Annotated in this window: 22 protein-coding genes and 1 riboswitch; of the genes, 14 read left to right on the plus strand and 8 right to left on the minus strand. The window is 71.6% G+C overall.

Annotated elements, in window-relative coordinates:
* Positions 1-11: 11 nt before the first annotated feature.
* Genes ACTWLT_RS11585 through ACTWLT_RS11615 form a run of 7 tightly spaced genes read left to right on the plus strand, consistent with a single transcriptional unit; the run spans position 12 to position 5938 of the window.
* Positions 12-416, plus strand: coding sequence for a roadblock/LC7 domain-containing protein (locus tag ACTWLT_RS11585; protein ID WP_252417582.1), 405 nt, complete (start codon positions 12-14; stop codon positions 414-416).
* Between the two features lie 49 nt (positions 417-465).
* On the plus strand, positions 466-1659 hold the full coding sequence (locus ACTWLT_RS11590; RefSeq protein WP_252417583.1) for an ABC transporter substrate-binding protein: 1194 nt from the start codon (positions 466-468) through the stop codon (positions 1657-1659).
* The gene (locus ACTWLT_RS11595; RefSeq protein WP_445318356.1) at positions 1656-2552 is read left to right on the plus strand and encodes a branched-chain amino acid ABC transporter permease; all 897 of its coding nucleotides are present in this window, start codon (positions 1656-1658) and stop codon (positions 2550-2552) included. The genes ACTWLT_RS11590 and ACTWLT_RS11595 overlap by 4 nt, the downstream gene beginning before the upstream one ends.
* Complete coding sequence (locus ACTWLT_RS11600; protein ID WP_445318357.1) at positions 2549-3577, plus strand: branched-chain amino acid ABC transporter permease; 1029 nt, start codon at positions 2549-2551, stop codon at positions 3575-3577. The genes ACTWLT_RS11595 and ACTWLT_RS11600 overlap by 4 nt, the downstream gene beginning before the upstream one ends.
* Entirely contained in the window at positions 3574-4317 is a 744-nt protein-coding gene (locus ACTWLT_RS11605) for an ABC transporter ATP-binding protein (RefSeq protein ID WP_445318358.1), read from the plus strand. Before ACTWLT_RS11600 ends, ACTWLT_RS11605 begins: the two co-directional genes overlap by 4 nt.
* Positions 4317-5090, plus strand: a complete 774-nt coding sequence (locus ACTWLT_RS11610) for an ABC transporter ATP-binding protein (protein ID WP_445318359.1) — start codon at positions 4317-4319, stop codon at positions 5088-5090. Before ACTWLT_RS11605 ends, ACTWLT_RS11610 begins: the two co-directional genes overlap by 1 nt.
* 32 nt (positions 5091-5122) lie before the next feature.
* The gene (locus tag ACTWLT_RS11615) at positions 5123-5938 is read left to right on the plus strand and encodes a class I SAM-dependent methyltransferase (protein ID WP_445318360.1); all 816 of its coding nucleotides are present in this window, start codon (positions 5123-5125) and stop codon (positions 5936-5938) included.
* A 64-nt stretch (positions 5939-6002) separates the two neighbouring features.
* Here ACTWLT_RS11615 and ACTWLT_RS11620 read toward each other — a convergent pair whose 3' ends face one another.
* A complete protein-coding gene (locus tag ACTWLT_RS11620) occupies positions 6003-8378 on the minus strand; it encodes an acylase (RefSeq protein ID WP_445318361.1) in 2376 nt (791 codons plus the stop codon).
* Positions 8379-8575: 197 nt separating this feature from the next.
* Here ACTWLT_RS11620 and ACTWLT_RS11625 point away from each other — a divergent pair, with 197 nt between their 5' ends.
* Positions 8576-9103: a MarR family winged helix-turn-helix transcriptional regulator gene (locus tag ACTWLT_RS11625; protein WP_445318362.1), complete on the plus strand. Its 528-nt coding sequence runs from the start codon at positions 8576-8578 to the stop codon at positions 9101-9103.
* A 64-nt stretch (positions 9104-9167) separates the two neighbouring features.
* On the opposite strand, the gene ACTWLT_RS11630 is transcribed toward ACTWLT_RS11625, so the two are convergent.
* Entirely contained in the window at positions 9168-11471 is a 2304-nt protein-coding gene (locus ACTWLT_RS11630) for an LLM class flavin-dependent oxidoreductase (protein WP_445318363.1), read from the minus strand.
* A gap of 170 nt (positions 11472-11641) precedes the next feature.
* Between ACTWLT_RS11630 and ACTWLT_RS11635 the strand changes: the two genes are divergently transcribed.
* From ACTWLT_RS11635 to ACTWLT_RS11645, 3 genes are all read left to right on the plus strand, one after another.
* Positions 11642-12568 carry an acetamidase/formamidase family protein gene (locus tag ACTWLT_RS11635; RefSeq protein ID WP_445318364.1) on the plus strand — a complete coding sequence of 309 codons (927 nt, stop codon included), beginning with the start codon at positions 11642-11644 and terminating at the stop codon, positions 12566-12568.
* A 259-nt stretch (positions 12569-12827) separates the two neighbouring features.
* On the plus strand, positions 12828-13160 hold the full coding sequence (locus ACTWLT_RS11640; RefSeq protein ID WP_445318365.1) for a putative quinol monooxygenase: 333 nt from the start codon (positions 12828-12830) through the stop codon (positions 13158-13160).
* A gap of 263 nt (positions 13161-13423) precedes the next feature.
* Positions 13424-14605, plus strand: coding sequence for a DUF418 domain-containing protein (locus ACTWLT_RS11645; protein WP_445318366.1), 1182 nt, complete (start codon positions 13424-13426; stop codon positions 14603-14605).
* A gap of 276 nt (positions 14606-14881) precedes the next feature.
* Here ACTWLT_RS11645 and pdxY read toward each other — a convergent pair whose 3' ends face one another.
* Complete coding sequence (gene pdxY / locus ACTWLT_RS11650) at positions 14882-15733, minus strand: pyridoxal kinase PdxY (protein ID WP_445318367.1); 852 nt, start codon at positions 15731-15733, stop codon at positions 14882-14884.
* Positions 15734-15896: 163 nt separating this feature from the next.
* Between pdxY and ACTWLT_RS11655 the strand changes: the two genes are divergently transcribed.
* Positions 15897-16508, plus strand: coding sequence for a dihydrofolate reductase family protein (locus tag ACTWLT_RS11655; protein WP_445318368.1), 612 nt, complete (start codon positions 15897-15899; stop codon positions 16506-16508).
* Positions 16509-16556: 48 nt separating this feature from the next.
* Here the strand turns inward: ACTWLT_RS11655 and ACTWLT_RS11660 are convergent, their stop codons facing one another.
* From ACTWLT_RS11660 to ACTWLT_RS11675, 4 genes are all read right to left on the minus strand, one after another.
* Positions 16557-16859: a GNAT family N-acetyltransferase gene (locus ACTWLT_RS11660; RefSeq protein ID WP_252417601.1), complete on the minus strand. Its 303-nt coding sequence runs from the start codon at positions 16857-16859 to the stop codon at positions 16557-16559.
* Positions 16860-16949: 90 nt separating this feature from the next.
* Positions 16950-17945 carry a ribonucleotide-diphosphate reductase subunit beta gene (locus ACTWLT_RS11665; RefSeq protein ID WP_445318440.1) on the minus strand — a complete coding sequence of 332 codons (996 nt, stop codon included), beginning with the start codon at positions 17943-17945 and terminating at the stop codon, positions 16950-16952.
* Between the two features lie 35 nt (positions 17946-17980).
* Positions 17981-20299 carry a ribonucleoside-diphosphate reductase subunit alpha gene (locus ACTWLT_RS11670; protein ID WP_445318441.1) on the minus strand — a complete coding sequence of 773 codons (2319 nt, stop codon included), beginning with the start codon at positions 20297-20299 and terminating at the stop codon, positions 17981-17983.
* A 200-nt stretch (positions 20300-20499) separates the two neighbouring features.
* A riboswitch (cobalamin riboswitch) is annotated at positions 20500-20715 on the minus strand.
* A 192-nt stretch (positions 20716-20907) separates the two neighbouring features.
* Positions 20908-21375, minus strand: coding sequence for a hypothetical protein (locus ACTWLT_RS11675; RefSeq protein WP_445318369.1), 468 nt, complete (start codon positions 21373-21375; stop codon positions 20908-20910).
* Between the two features lie 223 nt (positions 21376-21598).
* Between ACTWLT_RS11675 and ACTWLT_RS11680 the strand changes: the two genes are divergently transcribed.
* Complete coding sequence (locus ACTWLT_RS11680; RefSeq protein ID WP_445318370.1) at positions 21599-23128, plus strand: MFS transporter; 1530 nt, start codon at positions 21599-21601, stop codon at positions 23126-23128.
* A 54-nt stretch (positions 23129-23182) separates the two neighbouring features.
* Here ACTWLT_RS11680 and ACTWLT_RS11685 read toward each other — a convergent pair whose 3' ends face one another.
* Positions 23183-24595, minus strand: a complete 1413-nt coding sequence (locus ACTWLT_RS11685; protein WP_445318371.1) for an aminotransferase-like domain-containing protein — start codon at positions 24593-24595, stop codon at positions 23183-23185.
* Here ACTWLT_RS11685 and ACTWLT_RS11690 point away from each other — a divergent pair.
* Positions 24594-25514 carry a DMT family transporter gene (locus tag ACTWLT_RS11690; RefSeq protein ID WP_445318372.1) on the plus strand — a complete coding sequence of 307 codons (921 nt, stop codon included), beginning with the start codon at positions 24594-24596 and terminating at the stop codon, positions 25512-25514. The genes ACTWLT_RS11685 and ACTWLT_RS11690 overlap by 2 nt on opposite strands.
* Positions 25515-25521: the final 7 nt, after the last annotated feature.

The following is a 25521-nucleotide window of genomic DNA, read 5'->3' on the forward strand; positions in this document are numbered from 1 at the left end:
AGGGAGAGCACGTGAGCGACCAACAGGACCTCGGCTGGCTGCTGGACAGCTTCGCCGAGCGCGCGACCGAGGTCAGCCATGCGATCGCCATCTCCGCCGACGGCCTGATGGTGGCCACCACCCGCGATCTGCCGCCGGACCGGGCCGACCAGCTCGCCGCGACGGGCAGCGGCCTGGTCAGCCTGCTGCGGGGCGCGGCAGCCTTCTTCGACGCCGGCGCGGTGATCTCCAACGTCACCCAGCTCGAAGGCGGGTTCATGTTCTCGATGGCCTTCAACGACGGCGCCTCGCTGTTGGTGCTCGCCGCACCGGAGTGCGACGTCGGCAAGGTCTCCTACGAGATGACCGAGCTGGCCAACCGGATCGGGGACGCGCTCACCCCCGCGGCCCGAGCGGCGCTCGCCCGCAGTCGCTGACATCCCGGCACCCCCTCGCCGGAGATCCATCCCTTCCCCTGGAGAAGACATGTCGTTCACCACCCCTCGGCGCAGCCGTGCCCTCACCGCAACACTGCTCGCGCTCGTGCTGTCCACCGGCACGGCCTGCGCCGGCGACGAGTCCGGCCCGAGCGCGAGCGGTTCGATCAAGATCGGCCTGCTGGCGTCGCTGTCCGGCACGTACCAGGCCGTCGGCAAGGACATCCGCGACGGCTTCGAGCTCTATCTGGCCACCCACGACGGGAAGCTCGGCGGCCGACAGGTCGACCTCGTCGTCGCCGACGAGGGCAACGGCGCCCAGACGGCGGTGCCGGCCGCGACGAAGCTGCTCAAGCAGGACCGCGTGGTCGCGCTCACCGGCATCGTCGGTGGTGGCTCCGTCGCCGGGGTCTACCCGCTGCTCAACGAGACGAAGGTGCCGCTCGTCGGCTCCAACGGCCGGCCGGAGCTCAAGGACGTCTCCCGCGTCTGGCACACCTCGTACCTCTCCGACGAGCCCGGGGCGGCGATCGCCCAGCACGTGCGGGACAACGTGAAGGGCTCGGTGTACGCGATCGGCCCGGACTACCAGGGCGGCTGGGACGAGTTGCGCGGCTTCACCGACGCGTTCGCCAAGATCGACGGGAAGCTCGCGAACCCCGACGGCAAGACCACCTTCACCCCGTTCCCGGCCACCACCAACTTCACCCCGTACTTCGCCAGGATCAAGGCCTCGGGCGCCCAGGCGGTCTACACGTTCTACGCCGGCAGCGCCGCCGTCGACTTCGTCAAGCAGTACGCCCAGTCCGAGATCAAGGACATCCCGCTGTACGCGGCCGGGTTCCTCACCGAGGGCGGCGTGCTCAACGCACAGGGCGAGGCCGCCAGGGACATCTTCTCGGTGCTCAACTACTCCCCCGACCTCGACAACGCCGAGAACCGTGCCTTCGTCGCGGCGTGGAAGGCCAAGCACGACGGCTCCCCGACGACGTACGCGCTGGCCTCCTACGACGCCGCGGCGGTGCTGGACCGGGCCATCGCGGCCGCCGGGAGTGACCCCACCCCGGAGGCCATCAACACGGCCATCGGTCAGCTCGGGCAGATCGCCAGTCCGCGCGGCACCTGGCAGTTCTCCACCACCACGCACTCCCCCGTGCAGAAGTGGTACCTGCGACAGGTCCGCCAGGACGGTCGCGCGCTGTCCAACACCGTCGTGGGTGACCTCGCGACCATCGGCCGGTGATCGCGGTGGCGGCCGGCGCGAACCGGATCGACCCGTACATCATCCCGGCGCTGGACGGAGTCGCCTACGGGCTGCTCGTCTTCGTCGCCGCGGCGGGCCTGGTCTTCTGCTTCGGCGTCGCCAACATCCTCAACCTGGCGCACGGCACGCTCTACGCGATCGGCGGGTACACCGCCGCCGCCCTGCTCGACGGCGGCTGGGTGAGCCTGGCACTGGCGCTGGCGGTCGGTGTGCTCGCCGCGGCCGCGGCGGGTGTGCTGCTCGCCGGCCTGCTCACCCCGGTCGCCACGGGCAACCACCTCACCCAGGCGCTGCTGACCTTCGGGGTGGCGCTGGCCGGCGGCAGCCTGCTCGTCGCCGGTTTCGGACCCGACGACCCCCAGGTGCGGGTGCCAGCCGCCCTGGACGGGTCGGTCGTCGTGGCCGGCCACCGCTACGCCGCCTACCGACTGGTCTTCATCGTGGTGGCCGCCGTGATCGCCGCCGCGCTCTACCTGACGGTACGGCGTACCCGGGCGGGAATGCTGGTCCGGGCCGCCGTCGACGACCCGGAGATGGTCGCCTGCATGGGTGTGAGTCCCGCGCGGATCCGGGCCGGCGTGCTCGCCGCCGCCGGCGCGTTGGCCGGCGCGGCGGGGGTCCTGGGCGCGCCGATCATCGGCCCCGGCGCGGACACCGCCGACACGGTGCTGTTGCTGTCGCTGGTGGTCGTCGTGCTCGGTGGCCTCGGCTCCATGGCGGGCACTCTGCTCGCCGCGCTCGCGATCGGGGAGATCCAGACCCTGGGCGTGGCACTGCTGCCGTCGGCCGCACCGTTCCTGCTGTTCGCCGCCATGGCAGCCGTCCTCGCCGTGCGGGCGCGCGGCCTGGCCACCTCGTGGAGGGCGACATGATGGACGAGGTGATCCGCCGGGTACGGCGTAGCGTCGCCGCACTCGTCCTGGCGGGCCTTGTCGTGGCGCCCTGGGTGGTCGACGACTACACCGCCGCGATCCTGGCCCGGACGCTGGCGCTGGCCCTGGTCGGGGTGAGCGTGGCACTGCTCACCGGCGTCGCCGGCATGCCCACGCTCGGCCAGACCGCACCGTACGCGGCCGGGGCGTACGCGTGCGCCGTGGTCGGCAGCCAGATCTCCGACGTCGGCGTCGTGCAGCTCGTCGTCGCCGCGGGGGCCGGGGCGATGCTGGCGGCGCTGACCGTGCCGCTCGTCGTCCCCGCCCGGGGCGTGATCGTCCTGATGATCACCCTGGCCATCTGCGAACTGGTCGTGACCGTCCTCGGGCGGTGGCGGTCGGTGACCGGAGGCACGGACGGGTTGGCCGGCATAGCCGCGGTCCGCCCGTTCTGGGGTCTGCCGGCCCTGGCCTCCGACCAGGCGCGTTACCTGTACACCCTGGTGGTCGTGGCCACACTGGTCGGCGCGGTGCTGCTGCTGTTGCGTACCAGGGTGGGGCTGGTGCTGCGTGCCGGCCGCGACGACGAGACACGGCTGCGGGCCAGCGGACACCTGGTGCCGCTGTACCTGTCGGGCGCCCACATCCTCGCCGGGGCGATAGCCGGCGCCGCCGGCTCACTGCTGGTCGTCGCCCAGCAGTACATCTCCCCCGCCGATTTCGGCTTCGACACCTCCGCCCTGCTGCTGCTCGGTGTCGTCATCGGCGGCACCGCCTCGGTCGGCGGCGCCCTGGTGGGCGCCGCGCTCGTCATCGCCGTCCGCGACTGGCTGTTCGGGGTGCTGCCCGGCCATGCCCCGCTGGTGCTGGGCGTGCTGTTCGTGGCGACGGTCTACCTGCTGCCCAGTGGCGTCAAACGCGTCCGGGGCCCGCGCGACAGGTCGCACCCACAGACGGTCCCGCCGAGCCGCGCGGACGCCACCCCGGCCCGTGACCACGCGACGGTACCGGAGCTACGCGCATGACCTGCCTGCTCCAAGCCCAGGACGTCAGCGTCCGCTACGGCTCGCTCGCGGCGCTGACCGGCGTCGACCTGTGCATCCACGACGGCCAGCGGCACGCGCTCATCGGTCCCAACGGGGCCGGCAAGACGACCCTGCTCAACGTGATCGGCGGGTCGACGAAACCGCACCGCGGCTCGGTGCGCTTCGCCGGGCGCAACGTCGGCCGGCTCGGCCCCGCGGCGCGGGCACGCCGGGGCATCAACCGGATCCACCAACGACCGGCGGTCTTTCCGACGCTCACCGCGACGGAGAACGTCGTGGTCGCCGCACTGCCCCGGGCCATCCGGCGTCGCAGGTGGTGGCCCGGCGGAACGCGCCGAACCGCGCAACACCGCGCGGGTTCCCTGCTGGAGCAGATGGGCCTGGCCGATGTCGCGGCGGTGCCCGCCGGTCACCTCGCACACGGGCAACGACGCCAGTTGGAGATCGCGATGGCCCTTGCCGGTCGCCCCCGCCTGCTGCTGCTCGACGAACCGGCAGCCGGGCTGTCCGCCACCGAGGTCGGCCGGCTGGTCGACCTGCTCCGGGCGCTGCCCCGGGCGGTCGCCGTGTTGCTGGTCGAACATCGACTCGACCTGGTGTACGCCCTCTCCGACACGGTCACCGTGCTGCGCGACGGCCGGACGTTGGCCGCCGGGACGCCGGACGAGATCCGTACCTCGCCGCTGGTGCGGCAGGCCTACGCCGACGGGGTGTCGTGATGTTGTCCGTGGAGCGGCTGTGCGCCGGCTACTCCGGTGGCATCGTGCTGCACGAGGTGAGCCTGCGGGTGCAGCCGGGCAGCGTCCAGGCCGTGGTGGGTCGCAACGGGGCGGGCAAGAGCACACTCGTGCACACCATCGCCGGGCTGGTGCGGGCCTCCAGTGGTCGCATCGAGATCGGCGGTGTGCACGTGGCCGGCCGACAACCCCACCGCATCGCCCAGTCCGGGGTCGGTCTCGTCCCGCAGGGCCGGCGGGTCTTCTCCCGGTTGACCGTGGCCGAGCACCTCGTCCTGGCGGCCGCGCCGTGGCGGGCCGCGACACCGGGCGGCGAGGGGTGGACCGTGGCCCGGATCCTCGAGCTGCTGCCCAGGCTGGCAGTGCGGCTGCGTCACCGCGGCTGCGAACTCTCCGGCGGCGAGCAGCAGATGCTGGCGATAGCCCGTGCGCTCCTCGGCCAACCACGGGTTCTGCTGCTCGACGAACCGTGCGAGGGCCTCTCCCCCGACCTGGCGGCGCGGGTCCGTGAGCTCATCGGTGGCCTGGCCGCCGACGGGTTGACCGTGCTGCTCGTCGAGCAGCAGCTCCAACACGCGATCGAGATCGCCGACCGGGTGGCGGTGCTGGAGTACGGCCGGGTCGTCTACGACCGGCCGACGTCCGAGGCCCGCGCCGATCCGGCCCCGCTGGTGGCGATGTTGAGCGTCGCCGCCACCGCCCCGACACCCCCCACCACCGGACCCACCCCTCGGCTCTGGGCCGACACCCCGTAGGTCATCCGACCCTCTGAGAGAGGTAGACACCGATGACGACCGCTACCAGCGATGGCGCGTACACCTTCGACAACGGCGCACCGGACGCCGTCCCCCAGATGCAGGCGCTGGAGTCCTTCCTCGACCCGATCACGATGCGCCGCCTGGCCCGCCCGGTCCTGCGCCTGGGGGCGAGCTGCTGGGAGGTCGGGGCCGGTGGTGGCTCGATGGCCCGGCGGATCGCCCGCGCCGTCGGCGACGACGGTCACGTGCTGGCCACCGACATCGACCCCACGCACCTCACCGCGGAGGGCAACCTGCGCGTACGCCAGCACGACGTCCGCACCGAAGCCCCTCCCGGCGACGCGTTCGACCTCATCCACGCCCGGCTGGTGCTGCTGCACCTGCCCGACCGGCGGCGGGTTCTCCGCACGCTCGCCGGCGCGTTGGCTCCCGGCGGGTGGCTGGTGGTCGAGGAGTTCGACTGCACGGCGCCGCTGCGGGTGTTGACGGCGCCGACCGACGACGCCGCAAAACTCTTCGCGCAGGTGATGGACACCATGATGGGTGTCCTGCAGGAGCACGGCGCCGACCTGGGATGGGCGCAGGACGTGCACACCGAGATGGCCCTGAACGGTCTGACCGACGTCGACACCATCACCCACTCGCAGAGCTGGGTCGGCGGTTCGACCGGCACGTCGCTCTACGAGACGAACTCCCGCCAGTTGGAGCCGGACCTGCTCGCGGCGGGTCTGTCCGCCAACCAGCTCAACGCCTTCCGGAGGCTGGTCCGCGACCCCGGGTTCGCCGTCATGTCGTACCACTTCGTCTCGACGCGGGGCCGTCTGCCGGGCCACGAGGGCAGGTAGACGCGTCGGTAGCGCAGAGCGGCCGGGCTCCCAGCGGGGAGTCCGGCCGTCCGCGTACCCGGGATCAGTGGTGGCGGCCCTCCCCCACGCGGTAGGTGCGCAGGTTCGGGTCCGCCTTGATCTGCGCCTCGGTGTACTTGATCGTGTCCCAGCCCTTCCCGGAGTAGAGCGCCGTCTGGTCGGCGTACCAGGGGGAGTTCGGGTTGGTCGACTGCGAGTAGGTGAGGATCTGCCGCCCGGACGGTCCGTGCGGGCCCAGCTCGACGGCCATCACGAAGGACGAGCCGTGCACCACCTTCGGGTAACCGACGCCGGGCACCCGGTTGTTGACGATCATGTTGAAGACGCCGGCCTCGGCGCGTCCGCCGTGGATCGGAATGCGCCGGTCGCCGCGCGGCTCGGTCTGGACGGTGCCGAGCCGGGCGTCGAGCGGGATGCCGGCGAGACGTTGCACGGCGTCGGCGAGCGCCGTGCGCACCGCCGGGTTGGCGGTGTCCAGCCGGCGCGGTGTGCGCACCGGGTCGCTGACGGCGAAGGCGTCGGCGAAGCGCAGCCCGTTGGCCAGGACGAACTCGGTGAACAGGTGGGCGCCGCGACTGTCCAGGTCGACGTGCAGGTCCCAGCGCGCCAGTGTGGTGCAGGCGGCGCGCAGGTCGACGGTCGCGCCGTTCGAGGCGGTGGCGGTGGGCTGGGCGGTGCAGAGCCCGACGAGGTCGTCGCGGACCAGCTCACCGCCATACACCCGGTTGCCGAAGACGGTCCGCCACAGCCGGTCGGCGGTGAACCCCCGGCCGGGCAGCCCGTCGGTGCCGGCGAGGCGCTGCTGCACCTGGTCGAGGCCGAGACGGGTCCGCAGGCTGCGCGCGGTGCGTTCGTCGCCGATGATGCGCGGATAGCCCTCCAGGGGCGCCGTCGGGTTGGCCAGCCAGTAACTGTCGTTGGAGTTGGTGACGTAGTCGGTGCGGAAGCTGACCGGCAGGTTCGCCGGGCCGAGGATGCCGGGCACGGCGGCGTCCGGGTCGGCGCCGAGCGCGCAGGCCGATCGGGAGCCGTCCAGGACTGCCTGACCGCTGCTGGCGTAGAGCGGCTGGAACGGCGCCGGAATGCAGGCGGCGGCGAGGGCAGCGGTCACCCGGGGCACCACCGAGTGGTCGGCGTAGAGCGCCTCCCCGCGGGCGTCGGCGGCGATCACGTTGACCCAGGGCAGGAACTGGTAGCGGTCGAGCACCCGCTTCAGGTCGCGGACCGTCTCGGCGCGGCCCATCTGCAGCCAGCCGTCGAAGGCCCGGTTGTTGGTGGCGTTGACGTCGGTGACGGCGTACGCGGCGCTGCTGTTCCAGTCGAACGTGCCGGGCACCACCACGACCGGCCCGAAGTGGGTGTCGTGGAAGGTCCGACTGACCGGTACGGTGCCACCGTTCGGGCCGGGCACCTGCACGGTGACCGTGCGGGTGGTCATCTTTCGGGGCTGACCGTCCAGGTAGTACGAGGTGGGCTCGCCGGGGACCAGCGCGAGGCGGTGCCAGACGAACCGGCGTGCCGTGGAGACGGTGTGACTCCAGGCGAGGGTGCGGTTGTGGCCGATCTCGATGATCGGATCACCGATCAGGGCGGCGCCCTCGACGTCGTAGCGGCCGGGCACCTTGAGGTGCATCCGGTAGAAGCGTTCCGCGCCGTCCCACGGGAAGTGCGGGTTGGCCAGCACCATGCCGCCCCGGTTGGCGGTCGCCGCCTCGCCGAGGCCGTACGCGTTGCTGCCCACCCCGGCGGGGGCACCGTCGGAGGAGGCGAGCACGGCGGCCGCGCCGGGTGCGTCCTGGGCGGCCGCCGGGCCGGTGGCGGTGGGCGGGGCGGCGGCGACGATCCCGTCGAGCAGCGCCCGGGAACCGGCCCGGATCATGCTGGCCCAGGTGGTGCGCCAGATGTCCATCTCGGTCAGGGGGCGCACCCACGGCCTGGCCCGGCATGCCGGGTCGGTGAGCTTCGCGGCGCCGGTGTGGCGCAGGTAGGAGTTGTAGCCAGCGACGAAGCCACGGATCTGGTCGCGGACGTCGTTGGACGGTGCGTGGACGCCGTCGCGGCGGCCGTCGAGCAGGCGCTCCACCGTCCGGTCGTCGATGGCCTTGCGGAAGAAGAGGTCACTGCGCACGTTCGCGTCGGTCGGGCCGGTCGCGCCGAAGTAGCGGGAGCGCTCGGCGTTGACCGTCACCACCTTCTCGGCGATGACGCAGAGGTTGTCCTCGGCCTGCACGTGGCCGACACCGAAGCCGAGGTTGGCGAAGCTCGTGGCGGTGATGTGGGGCACGCCGTAGGACGCGCGGCGGATCTCGGCCGAGTAGCCGCGGTCTCGCTGGTGGGCGCCGGCCGGCGGCGCGCTCAGCACCGCTGCCACCAGGCCCAGCGCGGTCACCGCCGCGCCGAGGCGTGTTGCTGCTTTCATCGCGTCCTCCCCCCGTCACGTCCCCCGGACGCCGTTGCCAGAGGGACATTCACGTTGGTCGGCATTCTCGTCGCTGCCACGCCGTCCCGTACACCCCTGGACGGCGATCACCCGGCCCGACGTGGGCCTGCGGTCGACGGATACGTCGATCGACAACCGATAAGTTGATCAACATACTGCCTGCTACGGTGGGTTTCATGTCCACCACCGACCCCTGCGAGCTGCCGGCCGACCGCGAGCGGGGTTCCAACTTCGGCTGGTCGCTCGGCATGGTGCTGCGCCGCTGGCACGAGTACGTCGAGGAGGCCCTCAAGGACCTGCCCCACGGCAGCCGCGGCTACCACATCCTGGCCGTGGTCGTCCACGAGGAGGTGCCGACCCAGGCGGCCTTGGCGTCCCGCCTGGTGATCGACCGCAGCGTCCTGACCTACGTGATCGACGACCTGGAGAACGCCGGCCTCATCGAGCGGCAGTTGGATCCGCGCGACCGGCGTGCGCGCCGCATCGTCGCCACCGAGCGTGGTCGGGAGACGCTGGCCGACGCCGAGAAGCGGGTCGCGCACGCCGAGGACCATGTGCTGGCCGGTCTGCCCGAGAAGCAGCGTGCTACCTTCCGCGACTTCGCCGAACGCGCCGCCGAGGCCATCCACACCGCCGCGCCCGGCACCGACCCCTGCGCCGCCGTGACGGACGTCCTTCGCCCGGAGGACCAGCCCGCGCGTTGACGCGCGCCTGACCAGGCTCGGGGCGACCACTGGGCCGCCTCGAACCCGGGGCGGCCCAGTCGTCTCAGGCGGCGGTGTCGGTCTCCTCTCCGGTCCGCCGGACATCCGCCGGCGGAATGGGGAAGTTGCGGTTGAAGACGTTGTCCGGGTCGTACGTCGCCTTGATGGCGCGCAGCCGGCTGAGGGTGGGCTCCGGAAAGGCGTCCTGGAGCCGTTCCGGACTGGTGTCGGACTCGAAGCTGAGGTACATGCCGTCAAGGTGCTCGTACAGATCGGCCCAGAGCTTGTCGAGCTGGGGCCTGCGATCCGCGACGGTGGCGGCGAGCACCGAGAAGTTCTGATCCCGGTGTGCGTAGGCGGTCGCGTCGCGGGCGACGTCGTTGACCGCTCCCCCGACGGAACGGAACTGCATCACCATCACGTCACCGGAGCGGATCATGGCTGCCATGGCCTCGGCCGCCTGCGGGGTGATGTGGTGCAGCAGGCCGCTGTGGCTGTCGGACAGCCCCTGGCCCCGATGCTGATCGTCAGGTGGCGCGACGATCGCGGGGTACGGCACGAGGTGGGCCTGCTGGCCGAGGATCGGCCCGATCTCCAGGAACGGGGTCAGGGCGGACTGCGCCGCCTCGACGTCGTCTCCCGCGTGGACGAGGGTGACCTGCGCTGTCACCGGGTTGCCCCGGCGGGCGGGGAACAGGGCGAGGAAGCTCGTGATCTCCCGCGGCGCGTCCTCGACGAGCCGACCCCACCGACGGAGCACGTCGGCGGTGTCGGTGGCGTCGACGACGAGTTGGGCGAAGGCGACGTCGCCGACCTCGTACGCCTCGAGTTCGAGGGCGGTGACGACGCCGAAGTTGCCGCCGGCGCCACGGATCGCCCAGAACAGGTCGGGGTGCTGGTGCTCGTCGACGCGGAGCAGGCTGCCGTCCGCGGTGACGATCTCCGCGGCGACGATGTGGTCGATGGTCAGGCCGTACCTGCGTACCAGGTAGCCGATCCCGGCGGTGGTGGCCAGGCCGCCGACGCCCACGTCGCCGTAGTCTCCCGAGCTCATCGCCAGGCCGTACGGGGCGAGCGCCCGGGCGACGTGCCCCCAACGGGCCCCCGGCTCCAGGCGGACCCGGCGGGTGGCCCGGTCGAGCACCTCGACCTTGTTCATGGCGGACATGTCGATGACCACGCCACCGTCGTTCGTGGACCGACCGCTGATGCCGTGCCCGCCACTGCGCACGGACATCGGCACGTTCTGCGTCCGCGCGTAGACGACCGCGTCGACGACCTCGGCGGCGCTCTGCGGGCGGATCACCAGGGCCGGCGACCCGAGCCAGCTGTGGCTGTGGCGCACCTGCTCGTAGTCCGGGTCGCCGGGCTCGACGGACCTGCCGGTGAGCGACGCGGGCAGCGCGTCGTAGTCGATGCCAGGCTGGCGTTTTGCCAGGCTGACGGCGGACCGGACCCGACCGGTCGGTGCGTTCCCCGCGCGCTCTCTGGCGACGGCCTCCCGCAACGCGGGAGCGATCTCCTCACCGAGGGTCTGGATGAGCCGTGGATCGTCGCGGCCGATCAGGAAGGCGCTGAACCCTTCCTCCAGGACGAGTGGGAGGAGCTGGTCGACCCACTGCTCGGCCGGCCCCTGCAGGAAGCCGCGGTTACGCGACGACACGTCGACCGTGAAGACGTTGAGCAGCCGACGGATCTGGCGGGGATCCCTTCCGGCCTCGACGGCCGCCTCGTCGATGAGCCGGTTGGCGGTGACCCGGTCCGGCGACCGGAGGTACTCCAGGGTCGGCAACCAGCCGTTGGCCCGCTGGCCGGTCAGTGCCAGCATGCGTGGCTGGTAGGCGCCGAGCCAGATGTCGATCTCGTGGGCCGGCGCCGGGCCGCGTTGCATGCCGGGGATCGGGTAGTAGGTTCCCTCGCGGCGCAGCGGCCCGGAGGCCGCGTCGTCCCAGACGCCGCGCAGCACGTCGATCGCCTCGCGCAGGGCGTCGACGCCCTGCCCCGCGGTCAACCGACGGCCGCCCATGCCCTCGACGCCGTCCCAGAACGCGCCCGCGCCGAGACCGAGTTCGAACCGGCCGTGCGACAGCCGGTCCAGGCTCGCGGCGGCGCGGGCCAGGACGGCCGGCGGACGCAGCGGCAGGTTCAGGACGTTCGCGGAGACCCTCAGCCGTTCGGTACGAGCCGCGACCCAGCTCAGCAGGGTCCAGGTGTCGAGGAATTCGGCGTTGTACGGGTGGTCCTGGAAGGTGGTGAGGTCCAAGCCGACCGCCTCGGTCAACTCGGCGAGCGTCACGACCCGATCCGGGTCGGCCGCGTTGGGCGTGAGAAACGTCCCGAACAGGAGTTCGTGTCCGTAATCGGGCATTGTGCTGCTACCACCAATCTCGGTCGCCTGGCGTGCATATCCGTTGGTCGACAACTGATTTGCCGGCCAGCGCATTCCCGCGTCGCCGCCGAGATGTGTTGTCTCCAACATCAGTTGCCCGCCAAACCATCTCGGCAGCATGCTGGAGGCGAGGCCAGTAGCCTGCGCAGATGCGACACACCCTCACCCCGGGCGACGAGACCCTGCACGGCCACTTCTCCCCCGACTTCCCCCCGGTGCTCACCATCGACCCCGGCGACACCGTCACCTACCGCACGCTGGACTGCTGGTGGTCGGCCGGCCCCTACACCGCCGGGCCGAACCGGGAACGGCCCCGGGCACCGCAGTACCAGGCCGACCACGGACACGCCCTGATCGGTCCGGTCGCGGTCCGCGGCGCCCGCGCCGACCAAACCCTCGAGGTACGCGTCGACGCGATCGTCCCGGCCACCTGGGGAACCACCGTGGCCGGCGGCTGGCCCAGCGACTTCAACCAGCGGTACGGCGTCGAGTCGGACGGCGTGGTGCACGCCTGGGCACTCGAACCCGTGGCGATGACCGGCCGCAACCAGCACGGCCACACCGTCGCGTTGCGGCCCTTCATGGGGGTGCTCGGCATGCCACCCGCCGAGCCGGGCCGCCACTCGACGGTGCCGCCCCGGCCCCACGGCGGCAACCTGGACTGCAAGGACCTGACCGCCGGGAGCACCCTGCTGCTGCCGATCCCGGTAGACGGAGCACTGTTCTCGGTCGGCGACGGGCACGCCGCGCAGGGAGACGGCGAGGTCGGCGGCACCGCGATCGAGTGCCCGATGGACGAGGTCACGCTGACCTTCGACGTTCGGGACGACTTCCCGCTCACCGGCCCGGTGGCGCGCACCGCGGACGCCTGGCTGACCCTCGGCGTCGGCGCGTCCCTCGACGACGCCACGTTCATGGCCCTGGACTCGATGCTGACCCTGATGCAACGGCTGCACGGCGTGAGCCGCCCGGACGCGGTGGCCCTGGCCAGCGTCGCCGTCGACGTACGGGTGACGCAGATCGTCAACCAGACCGTCGGCGCGCAGGCGGTGCTCCGCGACGACGCCCTGCGCTGAACCGACGCGGCGCCACCGTGACGCTTCCCGTCGCACCGGGACAGCCGCGCCCGTCGGACGCAGGTGCGGCTGTCCCCGATCCCGTGGGCAACGCTCCGGCTACCGGGGTCAGGTGCGGGAGGTCGCCCAGTTGCCGCACTCGACCTGGTTGAACACGCCAACCCGGGTGCAGACGGCTCTGCCGCGCACCGACGCGGGTGCCGGCCGGAACCCACCGCGGCCAGCCGTCCCGTCACCGCGTGGCGGTAGCCTGGTCGCCATGATCTTCATTACCGCGAAGTTCCGCGTCCTGCCCGCGCACGCCGACCGCTGGCCGCAGATCGCCGCCGACTTCACGGAGGCGACCAGGGCCGAGCCGGGCTGCCTGTGGTTCGACTGGTCCCGCAGCCTGGACGACCCCACCGAGTACGTGTTGGTCGAGGCGTTTCGCGACGACGAGGCCGGCGGGGCCCACGTGCAGTCGGCCCATTTCCGTGCGGCCCAGGAGAGCCTGCCGCCGTACCTGGCCGAGACGCCTCGCATCGTGAACGCGACCGTGCCGCAGCAGGACTGGTCTCTGCTCGGCGAGATGGCCGTCCCCGAGGGGCGCTGACCGCCTCCTGACGAGGGCCCGTCACCGGAAGAACGCACGCACCGGGCGGACGAACCACAGCAACCAGATCACCACGATCGTCGCGACGGCGCCCGCGATCAGCAGAAGCCTGATCCACACGTTGTCGATGAGCGCGAAGAAGGGTCCCGGGACGCCCCTACCGCCGCGGGGATCGCCGGCGGTGGTCGGTAGGGGTGGCCCTACTCGCGACCGTCCGGGCTGCGGGATATCGACACACCGGCGAGGTTGAATAGCGTCGAAGAATGCAGTCGTCAACGGGGGAACGGCGAGCCGACCGTCCACAGTCAACGTCAGATTCGCGGATCAACGACATCGACGCGCTGCGAGGCGTGGCCCTGCTCCTCATCCTGCTCGTGAACATCGCCTTCTTCGCCTCGGGATACGCGTTCCATCTGGTGGCCGACCCCGCCCACAACTGGTTCGACCGGATGATCTCCACGCTGGTCGAACTGCTGTTCGCGATGAAGGCGTACCTGCTGTTCTCGTTCCTGTTCGGCTACAGCTTCACCTTGCAGATCGAGTCGGCGGCCCGACGTGGTGTTCCGTTCCTGCCGCGGTTCCTGCGGCGGCTGTCGGGGCTGTTCCTCCTCGGGATCGTCCACGCGGTCCTGCTCTTCCAGGGCGACATCCTCACCACGTACGCGCTGCTCGGGCTCCTCCTGCTCGCCGCGCGACGGATGAGCCCCCGCACGGCCCTGACGGCGGCGGCCTGCGTCGTCGGCGCCGTCGCCTTCCTCATCGGAGTGGCCGCGGTGCTCGGCGCGACCCTCGTGCCGGACTCCGCCGCCGCGGTCGAGGCCGGCGCTCGCTCCACGGCGGCACTCCAGGGCGATCTCGGCGACGTCGTGGTCGAGCACCTGCGGTCGCTGCCCGCCGCGCTCGGCGGGCTCGCCGTCCAGGGACCGCTGGCGTTCTCCGCGTTCCTCGTCGGACTCGCGGCCGGAAAGCAACGGATGCTCGCCGAGGTCCCCGCCCACCTGCCGCTGCTGCGCAGGATCGAGGCGGTCGGCTATCCGGTCGGACTGGCCGGTGCGACGCTCTTCGCCGTCGGCGGCGGCACCAGCAACCTGACCGGCCTGATGGTCAGCGTCATCACCGCCCCGTTCCTCGCCGCCGCCTACGCCGCCACGATGCTCCGCCTCTTTCACCGGCGACGCCGGGTTGCCGACGTCCTGGCGCCGGTGGGACGGATGGCGCTGACCAACTACCTGGGCCAGTCCCTGGCCTGCGTCGTCATCTTCACCGGCGTCGGGTTCGGCCTCGCCGGGCACACAGCACCCGCACAGGTCCTGCTGGTCGCGCTGGCGCTCTTCGCCGTGCAGCTCGCCGCCAGCGCGTGGTGGTTGCGCCGATTCCGGTACGGCCCCGCGGAATGGGTCCTCCGGGGCTGGACCAACCGGGAACGACCCGCGATGAGACGGTGACCACGGCATCCAGAACACCCGCGACGCGGTTCCGCAGATCGTCGCGAACCTCGCCAGCCGCAATCTCTGCCCGGGCATGATCTCGCCGTCCCCACCACCTGGAACGGCAGCGCCAACTGGGACAGCAGCGGCAGAGTCCTGACCATGCGCTCCAACGGCAGCGGCAACACCTTCGGCTTCACCACGATGCTCAACGGCAACAGCGCCGCCCGGCCACAGATCCGCTCCTGCACCGCCGGCTGACCCAGGGTCGCCACCCGCACGCTGGGAGGTGTGTCAGCGTAGGCGGCGGGCGGTGAAGCTGGCTGGCGGTTCGGCGATCGCATCCTGGGCCGCGATCAGCTGGATCTCCCGGGTGCCCGCCGCGAGGGTCGCCTCCAGGACGGCGAAGACGGAGGCGATGGTGCGTTCCAGCGCCGTCGCGGGCGAGCCCGTCGTCCGCAGATGCGCCAGGTACAGCGCCGCGGTGACGTCCCCTCCGCCGTTCGGGTTGATCGGTAGCAGCGGTGTGGTGACCGCCCAGGCGCCCTCGTCCGAGACGGCCACCACCTCCAGCGAGCCCGCCGGCACGTCGCCGTGGAGCACGCTGGTGACCAGGACGTGCCGGGGCCCCGTCTCGCGCACCACGTCGACCGCCTCCAACACCTCCGTCAGGGAGTTCGTCGTACGGCCGGCGAGGAAGTCCAGCTCGAAGTGGTTCGGGGTGATGATGTCCGCCCGTGGGACGACGATGTCCCGCATGAACTCCGGGATGCCCGCCCGGACGAACATCCCCCGGCCGGTGTCGCCCATCACCGGGTCGCAGCAGTACACCGCGTCCGGGTTGGCCGCCTTGACCGTGTCCACCGCGTCGAGGATCACCGCGCCCATGGCCGGGTCACCCTGGTAGCCCGACAGCACCGCGTCGGCACTGCCGAGGACCCCGCGGTCCGCGATGCCCGCGATCACCTCGGCCACGTCGGTCGGTGCGAGCAGCGGCCCGCGCCACGCGCCGTACCCGGTGTGGTTGGAGAAGTGGACCGTCAGGACCGGCCAGACCTCGTGGCCGAGCCGCTGCAGGGGGAAGGCGGCCGCCGAGTTGCCGACGTAGCCGTAGGCGACCGACGACTGGATGGACAGGATCTTCACCAACTCATCATGGCGGTACCCGCTGGTGCCGCACGTGCGGCCCACCGTTTCTGTCGGATGACCCACTCCGGCCCCGCCCTCCCCCACCGAGGTGGCGGGAGCTTGTGGCACGGTACGAAGCTGACCTTGAAACCCGAGGTGCACCCGAGCAAGGAGATGGTCGTTGCGCAAGCTCGTCTACTACATCGCCGCCACCCTCGACGGCTTCATCGCCGGCCCGGACGGCGCCGACCCCACCGGCCCCGGCGGCTTCTGGCCGATCCCCGAGGACTACCTGCGCCACCTGGTCGCCGAATACCCGGAGACCCTGCCGGGCCCGGCCAGGCAGGCGCTCGGCGTCACGGCCGAGGGCACCCGGTTCGACACCGTGCTGGAGGGACGTCACTCCTACGAGATCGGGCTGAAGGCCGGCGTCACCGACGCCTATCCCCACCTGCGCCACCTCGTGTTCTCGCGCACGCTGTCCGGAAGCCCGGACGGGGCGGTCCAGGTCCTGTCCGGCGACCCGATCGGCACCGTACGTGACCTGAAGCGGCAGGACGGCAAGGACATCTGGGTGATCGGCGGCGGAGCCCTGGCCGGCGCCCTGTACGCCGAGATCGATCAGCTGATCGTCAAGCTGGCTCCGTTGACCATCGGAGCGGGCATCCCGCTGTTCGGGCGCGACGCCGCCTTCGAGCCCCGTACCTGGCAACTCAGCGACCACACCGTGCTGGACAGCGGGGCGATCTTCCTCACCTACAGCCGCACGTCCGCCGCCCCGGAGTCGGTCTGACCACTCGCCCGGGCAGGCAGGCCATGCCTGCCTGCCCGGGCGGGGGAGCTATTTGACCTTGCGGGTCGACCGGGCCACGATGCCCTCGTACTCCGGGTGCTTGACCAGCCACTCGGCGAGGAACGGGCAGATCGGCACGACGGTCCGGCCCCTGGCCCGCGCGTCGTCCATCACGGCACGAGCCAGGGTCGAGCCGACGCCCCTGCCCTCGAACGCCGGATCAACCTCGGTGTGGGTGTAGACGATGATGTTGCCGGTCAACTGGTAGGTGACCAGCCCGGCGACCACGCCCGCCTCGTCGCGCGCTTCGAACCGCTCCCGCGTCGGCGCGTCTGTCACGGTGAACTGCACCTGACCATCCAATCACGCTGCCGGTCGGCCCCCGTTCCGGTGGGTGCGCCGAAGCCCGGGCCCGCCGTGGTCGCGGACCGGGGCTTCGGGCTAGAAGTCGTCGTCGAAGGCCACGGCGCCGGTGATCCCGACCTGGTACGCCGACACCCGCCGCTCGAAGAAGTTGGACAACTCCTGCACGTCCTGCAACTCCATGAAGGCGAACGGGTTGACCGACCCGTAGTGCGGGACGATGCCGAGCTGGGCCAGGCGCCGGTCGGCGACGTGCTGGAGGTACTCCCGCATGTCGGTCAGGGTCAGTCCCGGCACACCGTGGCCGAGCAGGTCCTCGGCGAACTGGACCTCACACTCGACGGCCTCGGTGAGCATCAGGCGGACCTGGTCGGCGAGGTCGTCGTCGAACAGGTCCGGTTCCTCGCGACGCACGGTGTCCACCACGTCGAAGGCGAAGGCCATGTGCATGGACTCGTCGCGGAACACCCAGTTGGTGCCGGAGGCCAGGCCGTGGAGCAGCCCCCGCGAGCGCAGGAAGTAGACGTAGGCGAACGCGCCGTAGAAGAACAACCCCTCGATGCAGGCGGCGAAGCAGATCAGGTTGAGCAGGAACGTCCGCCGGTCCTCGCGGGACCGCAGTTGCCGCAGGTCGTCCAGGGAGTCGATCCACCGGAAGCAGAACTCGGCCTTACGACGGATCGAGGGGATGTTCTCGATGGCCGCGAAAGCCTCGAAGCGCTCGGCCTCGTCGGGCACGTACGTGTCGAGCAGGTTGAGGTAGAACTGGACGTGCACCGCCTCCTCGAACAGCTGCCGGGACAGGTAGAGGCGGCCCTCGGGGCTGTTGACGTGCTGGTAGAGGTTGAGCACGAGGTTGTTGGCGACGATGGTGTCGCCGGTGGCGAAGAAGGCCACCAGGCGGCCGACCAGGTGCCGCTCGGCCGGCGAGAGCTTGTCGAGGTCGGCGAGGTCGGCGTGCAGGTCGACCTCCTCGACGGTCCAGGTGTTGCGGATGGCGTCACGGAACCGGTCGAAGAAGTGCGGGTACCGCATCGGGCGGAGGGTGAGGTCCATCCCGGGGTCGAGCAGCATGTGCGTGGTCCTCGTGTCGGTGGTGTCGGCGGCGGTCACTGGCAGGCCTCGCACGACTCGGGGTTCTCCAGCGAGCAGGCCAGCGCCTCCGCGTCGGTCGCCGCGGGTGCGGTGAGGGCGACGGTGGCCTGCTGGATGCGGGTGGCGGGGCGGGAGCGCAGGTAGTAGGTGGTCTTCAGCCCGGCCTTCCAGGCGTACAGGTACATCGAGGAGAGCTTGCCGATGGTCGGCGAGGCCAGGAACAGGTTCAGCGACTGCGACTGGTCGATGAACGGTGCGCGGGCGGCGCCCAGGTCGATCAGCGCCCGCTGCGGCAGCTCCCACGCGGTACGGAACAGCTCCCGGACGGCGCTCGGCAGCTCCGCGATGTCCTGCACCGACCCCTCGGCGCGCCTGATCGCCGACCTGATCTGTTCGGTCCACAGGCCACGGGCCTTCAGCTCGCGTACCAGAGCGGTGTTGACCTGGAGGAACTCACCCGACAGGGTCTCGCGCTTGAACAGGTTCGACACCTGCGGCTCCACGCACTCGTAACAGCCGGCGATCGAGGCGATGGTGGCGGTCGGGGCGACCGCCACCAGCAGCGAGTTCCGCAGCCCGTCCGTCTCGACCCGCTTCCGCAGTGCGTCCCACCGCGCGGTCTGCGTGCCCTCGACACCCCACAGGTCGGGCTGCAGCTGGCCCCGCGCGGCCCGGGTCTGCGGGTACGCCGGATGCGCGCCGAAGCGGCGCGCCAGGTCGGCGGAGGTCTCCAGGGCGGTCAGGTACAGCTCCTCGCTGATCCGGGTGGACAGCTCGCGCGCGGCCGGGGAGTCGAACGGCAGCCGCAGGGCGAAGAACACGTCCTGCAGGCCCATCAGCCCGAGCCCGACCGGCCGCCAGCGGGGGTTGCTCGCCGCCGCCTGCGGGGTCGGGTAGTAGTTGATGTCGATGACCCGGTCGAGGAACGTCACGGCGGTACGGACCGTGGCGCGCAGCCGCTCCCAGTCGACGCCGCCGTCGGTGAGGTGAGCGGCGAGGTTTACCGAGCCGAGGTTGCACACGGCGGTCTCGGTGTCGCTGGACACCTCGATGATCTCGGTGCAGAGGTTGGACAGGTGCACCACGTTGCCCGGCTCGGCGGTCTGGTTGCACAGCCGGTTCGCCGCGTCCTTGAAGGTCATCCACCCGTTGCCGGTCTGGGCCAGGGTGCGCATCATCTTTCCGTACAGCTCCCGTGCCGGGACCTGCCGCACCTGGCGGCCCTGCGCCTCGGCCGCCCGGTACGCGGCGTCGAACCGCTCCCCCCACAGGTCGGGCAGTTCCGGCACCTCGTGCGGGTCGAACAGCGACCACATCTCGTCGGCCTCGACGCGGCGCATGAACTCGTCCGGGATCCAGTTGGCCAGATTCAGGTTGTGGGTGCGCCGGGCGTCCTCGCCGGTGTTGTCCCGCAGTTGCAGGAACTCCTCGACGTCCGGGTGCCACGGCTCCAGGTAGACGCAGGCCGCGCCCTTGCGCCGGCCGCCCTGGTTGACCGCCGCGACGCTCGCGTCCAGCGTGCGCAGCCACGGCACGATCCCGTTGGACTGCCCGTTCGTGCCGCGGATCAGCGAACCCCGGGACCGGACGCGGGAGTAGGCGATGCCGATGCCGCCGGCGAACTTGGACAGGTTGGCGACCTGGGCGTACCGCTGGTAGATCGAGTCCAACTCGTCGCGCGGCGAGTCGACGAGGTAGCAGGAGGACATCTGGGTGTGCCGGGTACCGGAGTTGAACAGCGTCGGCGAGCTGGGCAGGTAGGCCAGGCTGGACATCAGCCGGTAGAAACCGACCGCCTCGTCCGGCGTACGGGACAACCCGCAGGCCACCCGCAGCAGCCAGTACTGCGGGGTCTCCAGCACCAGCCGGCTGCTCGGGTGGCGCAGCAGATACCGGTCGTAGACCGTGCGCAGGCCGAAGTACTCGAACCGCCGGTCGCCGCCCGCGTCCACGGCGTCGTCGAGGGTACGGCCGTGGGTGGCGACGAACGCGGCGGTGTCGTCTCCGATCAGTCCCTCGGCGTGGCCGGTCCGGATCGCCGCGCTGAACGAGGTGATGCCCTGCCGGCGGACCTCCTTGTCGACGTAGCCGGCCAGCAGCCGGGCGGCGAGGCGGGAGTACTGCGGTTCCTCTCCGATCATCTCGGCCGCGGTCTGGATGGACAGCCGGTCCAGTTCGGCCGTCGTCGCGCCGTCGTACAGGCCGCTGATCGTCCGGGTCGCCACCCGCAGCGGGTCGACGTCGGTGAGGTCGTCGGCCCACCGCTCGACCGCCCGGACGATCTTGTTTACGTCCACCTGTTCGGTGGCGCCGTCGCGTTTGCGGACACGCATCGGCGTCCGCCGACCGGACGGGGCCGGGTCGGCGGTGACCGGGACTGCCTGGGTGACCGTCACTACTCACTCCTCGCGAGTTCGGGACCTGATGGCCCTCGGACACGAGGAGGCGGACACCGGCGGACGCCACGCCGACGGGCGTGGGTCAGGTGGCGTCAGCCGTCCCACGCGGCCTCGGACCGCCGCCCACCCGGGTGCGGGTGTGCGGCGCGCTGGCAGGTCTTCGGACTTGCGGGCACGACCGGGCTCGCCGGTCTCCTACTGGCCGTCGCTTCCCAGGCCGCTTCGCGGCCCAGTGCTGATGACGGCGGTCGTTCCCACTCACCGCTGCGGGGCAGTCCCGGATTTCCACCAGGTTCCCTCTTGCCTCGGCCACTGCGATGAGCGGTCGAACCAGCTGCGCTCGACACCATATATGGGGAGGGATTCCATTGTCACACCCCACATGTCGGTCCCGGGCGTGTCGGGCCTCGCACCTGGACGGCCCGCAGCCGGAACGGCGCACGGTGCGCGCTGGAGGGAACTCAGCGCGCACCGTGCGGCAGTGCGGATGCAGTGACCCGCTCCCGTCAGTCAGGCGAACATGGAGCGTCCTGACGTGGACATCAGCCGCACCAACCCGTTTTGTTGTTCCCGGCGTTGGAGTCCGTCGGCGGGTAGTAGATGTTGCCGATGACCCAGATGCACTTTCCGCTGGCGTAGGCGGTCACCGGACCGGCGTAGTACCGGTAGGTGCCGTGGTCCCGGTCGTCCGGCGCCAGGAGCCGGCAGTTGCTGGTGCCCGACGAGCAGACCCACAGCTCGACGGACATGACCTTGCTGACGCCCCAGGTGTTCGGACTCGACACGGTCCGTGCGCAGTTGTATCCGCCGCTGTAGTAGACCTCGACATATCCGTATCTCGTCGAGCCGTTGATGGCCACGTCCCCGTACAGGTCGAAGCCACCGACCTTCGAACCCGAACAGGTACCGGTCGCCGCCCGCGCCGGCGGACCGGCGAGAAACACCGTCCCGGTGGTGAGGAGGACCAGCGCGGCGAGCATCGCCAGGATTCGCGGTCGCGAGGTGGTCAAAGGTGCCTCCGTTCTCTCGGTGCCCCGCCCACGGCGGGCGCTTCCGGACCGGCACAGTCAACATTCACGTGCATCGTCGACCAAGTGATTCGAACCGGTTCGAATCACTGGCGCGCACAGGTTGTCCGTCATCGGTCGGACGGAAGCTGGTTGCGTCTGTTCGACCAGCCCGAGCTCGAGCCCGCCAGCTGGGGCAGCCGCCCGGAGGAAAGCAGGTACCAGGATGCGCAGGTGGCTGCCACTGCTGACGGTCTGTCTGGGTACGTTCATGCTCCTGATCGACGTCACGATCGTGATCGTCGCCCTGCCCGACATGGTCGACGACCTGGGCGCGTCCTTCGGGGCGTTGCAGTGGGTCATCGACGCGTACGCCCTCGCGCTGGGCGCCCTGGTGCTCGGCGCCGGCTCGATCGGCGACCGGGTGGGGCACCGCCGCGTGTACGTCGTGGGGCTCGCGCTCTTCGCGGTCTCGTCGCTGATGTGCGGTCTCGCACCGAACTCGGGCGTGTTGATCGCCGCGCGCGCCATCCAGGGCGTCGGTGCGGCGGCCATGTTCGCGACCACGTTCGCCCTGCTCAACAGCGCCTACGCGGGCCGTGACCGGGGAAGCGCCTACGGCATGTGGGGTGCGGTGTCGGGCGCCTCGGCCGCGGTGGGCCCGATCCTCGGCGGGCTGCTCACCGAGGGCGCGTCGTGGCGCTGGATCTTCCTCGTCAACCTGCCGGTCAGCGCCGTCGCCATCCTGCTGTGTCGAACGGCCCTCACCGAGGCCCGTACGCCCGTCCGGGGCCGGATCGACGTTCCCGGCATGGCGGGTTTCACCGCCGCCGCGGCCTGCGCGACCTACGGACTCATCCGGGCCAACGAGGACGGGTGGTCCAGCCGCGTTGTCTGGTCGCTGCTGGTGGCGGCGGCGCTCCTGCTGGCCGGGTTCGTGGTGATCGAGGCGCGCACCCGACACGCCATGTTCGACCTCACCCTGCTGCGCAACCGCTCGTTCGTCGCGGTGCTGCTCGCCGGTCTGTTGCTCACGTTCGCCGCCTTCACCACGTTCACCTACACCTCGATCTGGTTGCAGTCCGTGTTGGGGATGAGTCCGCTCGCCGCGGGGCTCACCGGTCTGCCGCTGTCCGTCACCGCGTTCGGTGTCTCGGCGGTGCTGGGGCGGGTGCTGCACGGTCGGCGGCCGGACCTGGTCATCGGCGCCGGGCTGCTGTTCGTCGGGCTCGGCAGCCTGCTCACCGCGGCGCTCGTGCACGGTGCGGCCGGGTGGCCGTCGCTGCTGCCGGGGCTCGCCCTCGTCGGCGTCGGCGTCGGTCTCGCGACGCCCATCCTCGGTTCGGTCTCCATGTCCCTGGTACCCGTGGAGCGGGGCGGCATGGCGGCCGGCGCGGTCAACACCACCCGCCAGCTCGGTTTCGCCTTCGGCATCGCCGCGCTGGGCAGCGTCTTCACCGCCCGCGCGGAAAGCATCCTGGCCGGACGGGGCATTCCGGATCCGACGCACGTCGCGCACGCCATCGCCGGCGGGCAGACAACCGGCCTGCTGCGTGCCGCCCCGGCAGCCGGACGGCAGGTGCTGGACAGCGCGGCGCACGCCGCCGGGGTGGCCGGCGTCCAGGCGACCTTCGCCGTGGCCGGAGCCGTCGGCGTCATCGCCGGCCTGCTCGTGGCCGTCCTCATGCGACCCGCCGGCCCACGCACCGCTACTACGGCGGAGCGTCCACCCGTCACCGAAGGCGCGGCACGCTGACGGTGCCGACGCCCTGTCCCCGGAGCGTCGACGAGCCGGTCGACGAGCACCTGGTCAGGCGGGGTGGTTCGTGAGTGCCCGGCCGAGGACGCGCGCTCCGGCGGGGAAGGCCGCGGGATTCGGCCCGGCATAGTTGAGGCGTACGAACGGACCGGTGGGTTCCGCCGGGAACCACTCGTTTCCGGGGGCGATGATGAGCCCGGCCCTCTCGCAGTCGTACGCGAGCTGGTGGACGTCCGTTCCCTCGGGGAGGCGTACCCAGAGGTTCAGCCCTCCTGCCGGCACCATCTCGATGTCCGCCGCCGCTGCGTGCTCGCGCAGGGCCGCGACGAGAAGGTCCCGCCGTGTGCCGAGCTGCTGCCGCAGGCCACGGAGGTGCGTCTGCCACGCGGGTTGGGTCACCACGTCGAGCGCCGCGGCCTGGAGGAGCCCGCTGACGTACATCGACTCGGCTCCGCGGTCGGCCAGGAGCCGTTCGCGTGCCGGCCCGCGCGCGATGACGGCGGCGACGCGGACGGCCGGCGAGACGCTCTTGGTGAGTGAGCGCAGGTAGACGACGTGGCCGCCGTCGTCGTGGGCCGCGACGGGAGTCGGGGTGCCGGTGATGCCGAAGTCGTGGGCCCAGTCGTCCTCCACGAGGAACGCGCCGTGCTCGCGCACGACCGCCAGCACCTGCTCACGCAGCGCCGCCGGCCACTGCGCTCCGGTGGGGTTGGCGTGGTTCGGTTGCGCGTAGAACACCCGCGCGGCCGACTCCCGGAAGGCCCGGGCCACCTCGGCAGGGTCCGGGCCGGTCGGGCCGGTGGGGACCGGCACGACGAGGACGCCGGCCTGCCGTGCGGCCAGGATCGCTCCCCAGTAGGTCGGGGACTCCATCAGCAGGGGCTGCCCGGCCCCCGCCAGGGTGCGGAAGACCGAGCTCAGCCCGCTCTGGCTGCCGGGAAGGACGACGACGTCGCCGGGCGTGGGCGGCGTGATCCCGGCCCGGGTCGTGGCGCCGAGTTCGGCGGCGAACCAGGACTGCAGCTCCGGCAGGCCCGCCGCGGGTGGCCGGGTCAGGGCGGCGTCGGTACGCGCCGCGCGGGTCAGGGCCGAACGGACCAGACGCTCCGGGAGAAGCTCGCGATCCGGGTAGCCGGCGTGCAGGGCGATGACGTCGTTGGGGGCGCTGCGCAACGCCGTGGAGAGCGCGTGGACGCGCGCGGGAGGTGAGCGTAGGGCGGCGGTCTGCCAGCCGTGGTCGGCCGGTCGCACGGTGCGGGCGGCCCGGACGAACGTGCCGACCCCGGGGCGGCTCTCGATGAGCCCCTGGGCGGTGAGGGTGCGGAGCGCCTGCTGCACCGTCACCGGGCTCGCCCGGTACCGGGCGACCAGCTCGCGGGTGGACGGCAGCCGGGCACCCGGCGTGGCGGCGGCCACCCACTCACGCAGGGCGGCGGCGATCCGCGAGCTGCTACTCTCATCCATGAGAGATCAGAGTAGCGCTACTGCGATCGTGGACGCCCCGGTACCGGCTACCAGCCCCTCGGGGCTGTGGTGGGGCCTGCTGGGAGTGACCGCCTTCTCCTTCACCGTCCCGCTGACCCGGGTGGCGGTGGGAGGTCTCTCGCCGCTGTTCATCGGCTCCGCCCGAGCGGTCGTGGCGGCGGCGCTGGCCGTCGTCGCACTGGCCGTCACCCGCCAGCGGCTGCCTCGGGGCGCGCAGTGGCCACGCCTCGCCGTGGTCGGCGGTGGCGTCGTCGTCGGGTTCCCGCTACTGACCTCGTACGCCCTCACGAGCGCACCGGCCAGCCACGGTGCCGTCGTCATCGCCATGCTGCCCGCCGCGACCGCCGTGCTGGCGGTCATCCGCGGGCACGAGCGCCCACCCGTCGGGTTCTGGGTCGCCGCCGGCGTCGGCGCCTTCGCCGCGTTGGCCTTCGCATCCGCCCAGTGGGGTGGCCTGGGTCAGCTGCACTGGGCCGACCTGCTGCTCTTCGGCGCGGTGGCGTCCGCCGCCGTCGGGTACGCCGAGGGCGGCCTGATCGCTCGGGAGCTGGGCGCCTGGCAGACCGTCTCCTGGGCGCTCGTGCTGTGCTCCCCGCTCATGGTGGCCCTGACGGTGGTCTCCGTGGCCGGGCAGACCCCGACGGGGACCCCGGCACAGTGGACGGCCTTCGCCTACCTCGGCGTGGTCAGCATGTTCCTCGGCTTCTTCGCCTGGTATCGCGGGCTGGCGATCGGCCCGATGGCTCAGGTCAGCCAGGTGCAACTCGTCCAACCCGTCATGAGCATCGCCTGGGCCGGTCTGCTCCTGGGTGAGCACATCGGCTGGGCCACGGTGGTCGGCGGCCTCGTCGTCATCCTGTGCGCCGGGGCCGCCGTCCGCGTACGGCTCGGTCGGTGACACTCAC

Source organism: Micromonospora yongxingensis, assembly GCF_052601155.1.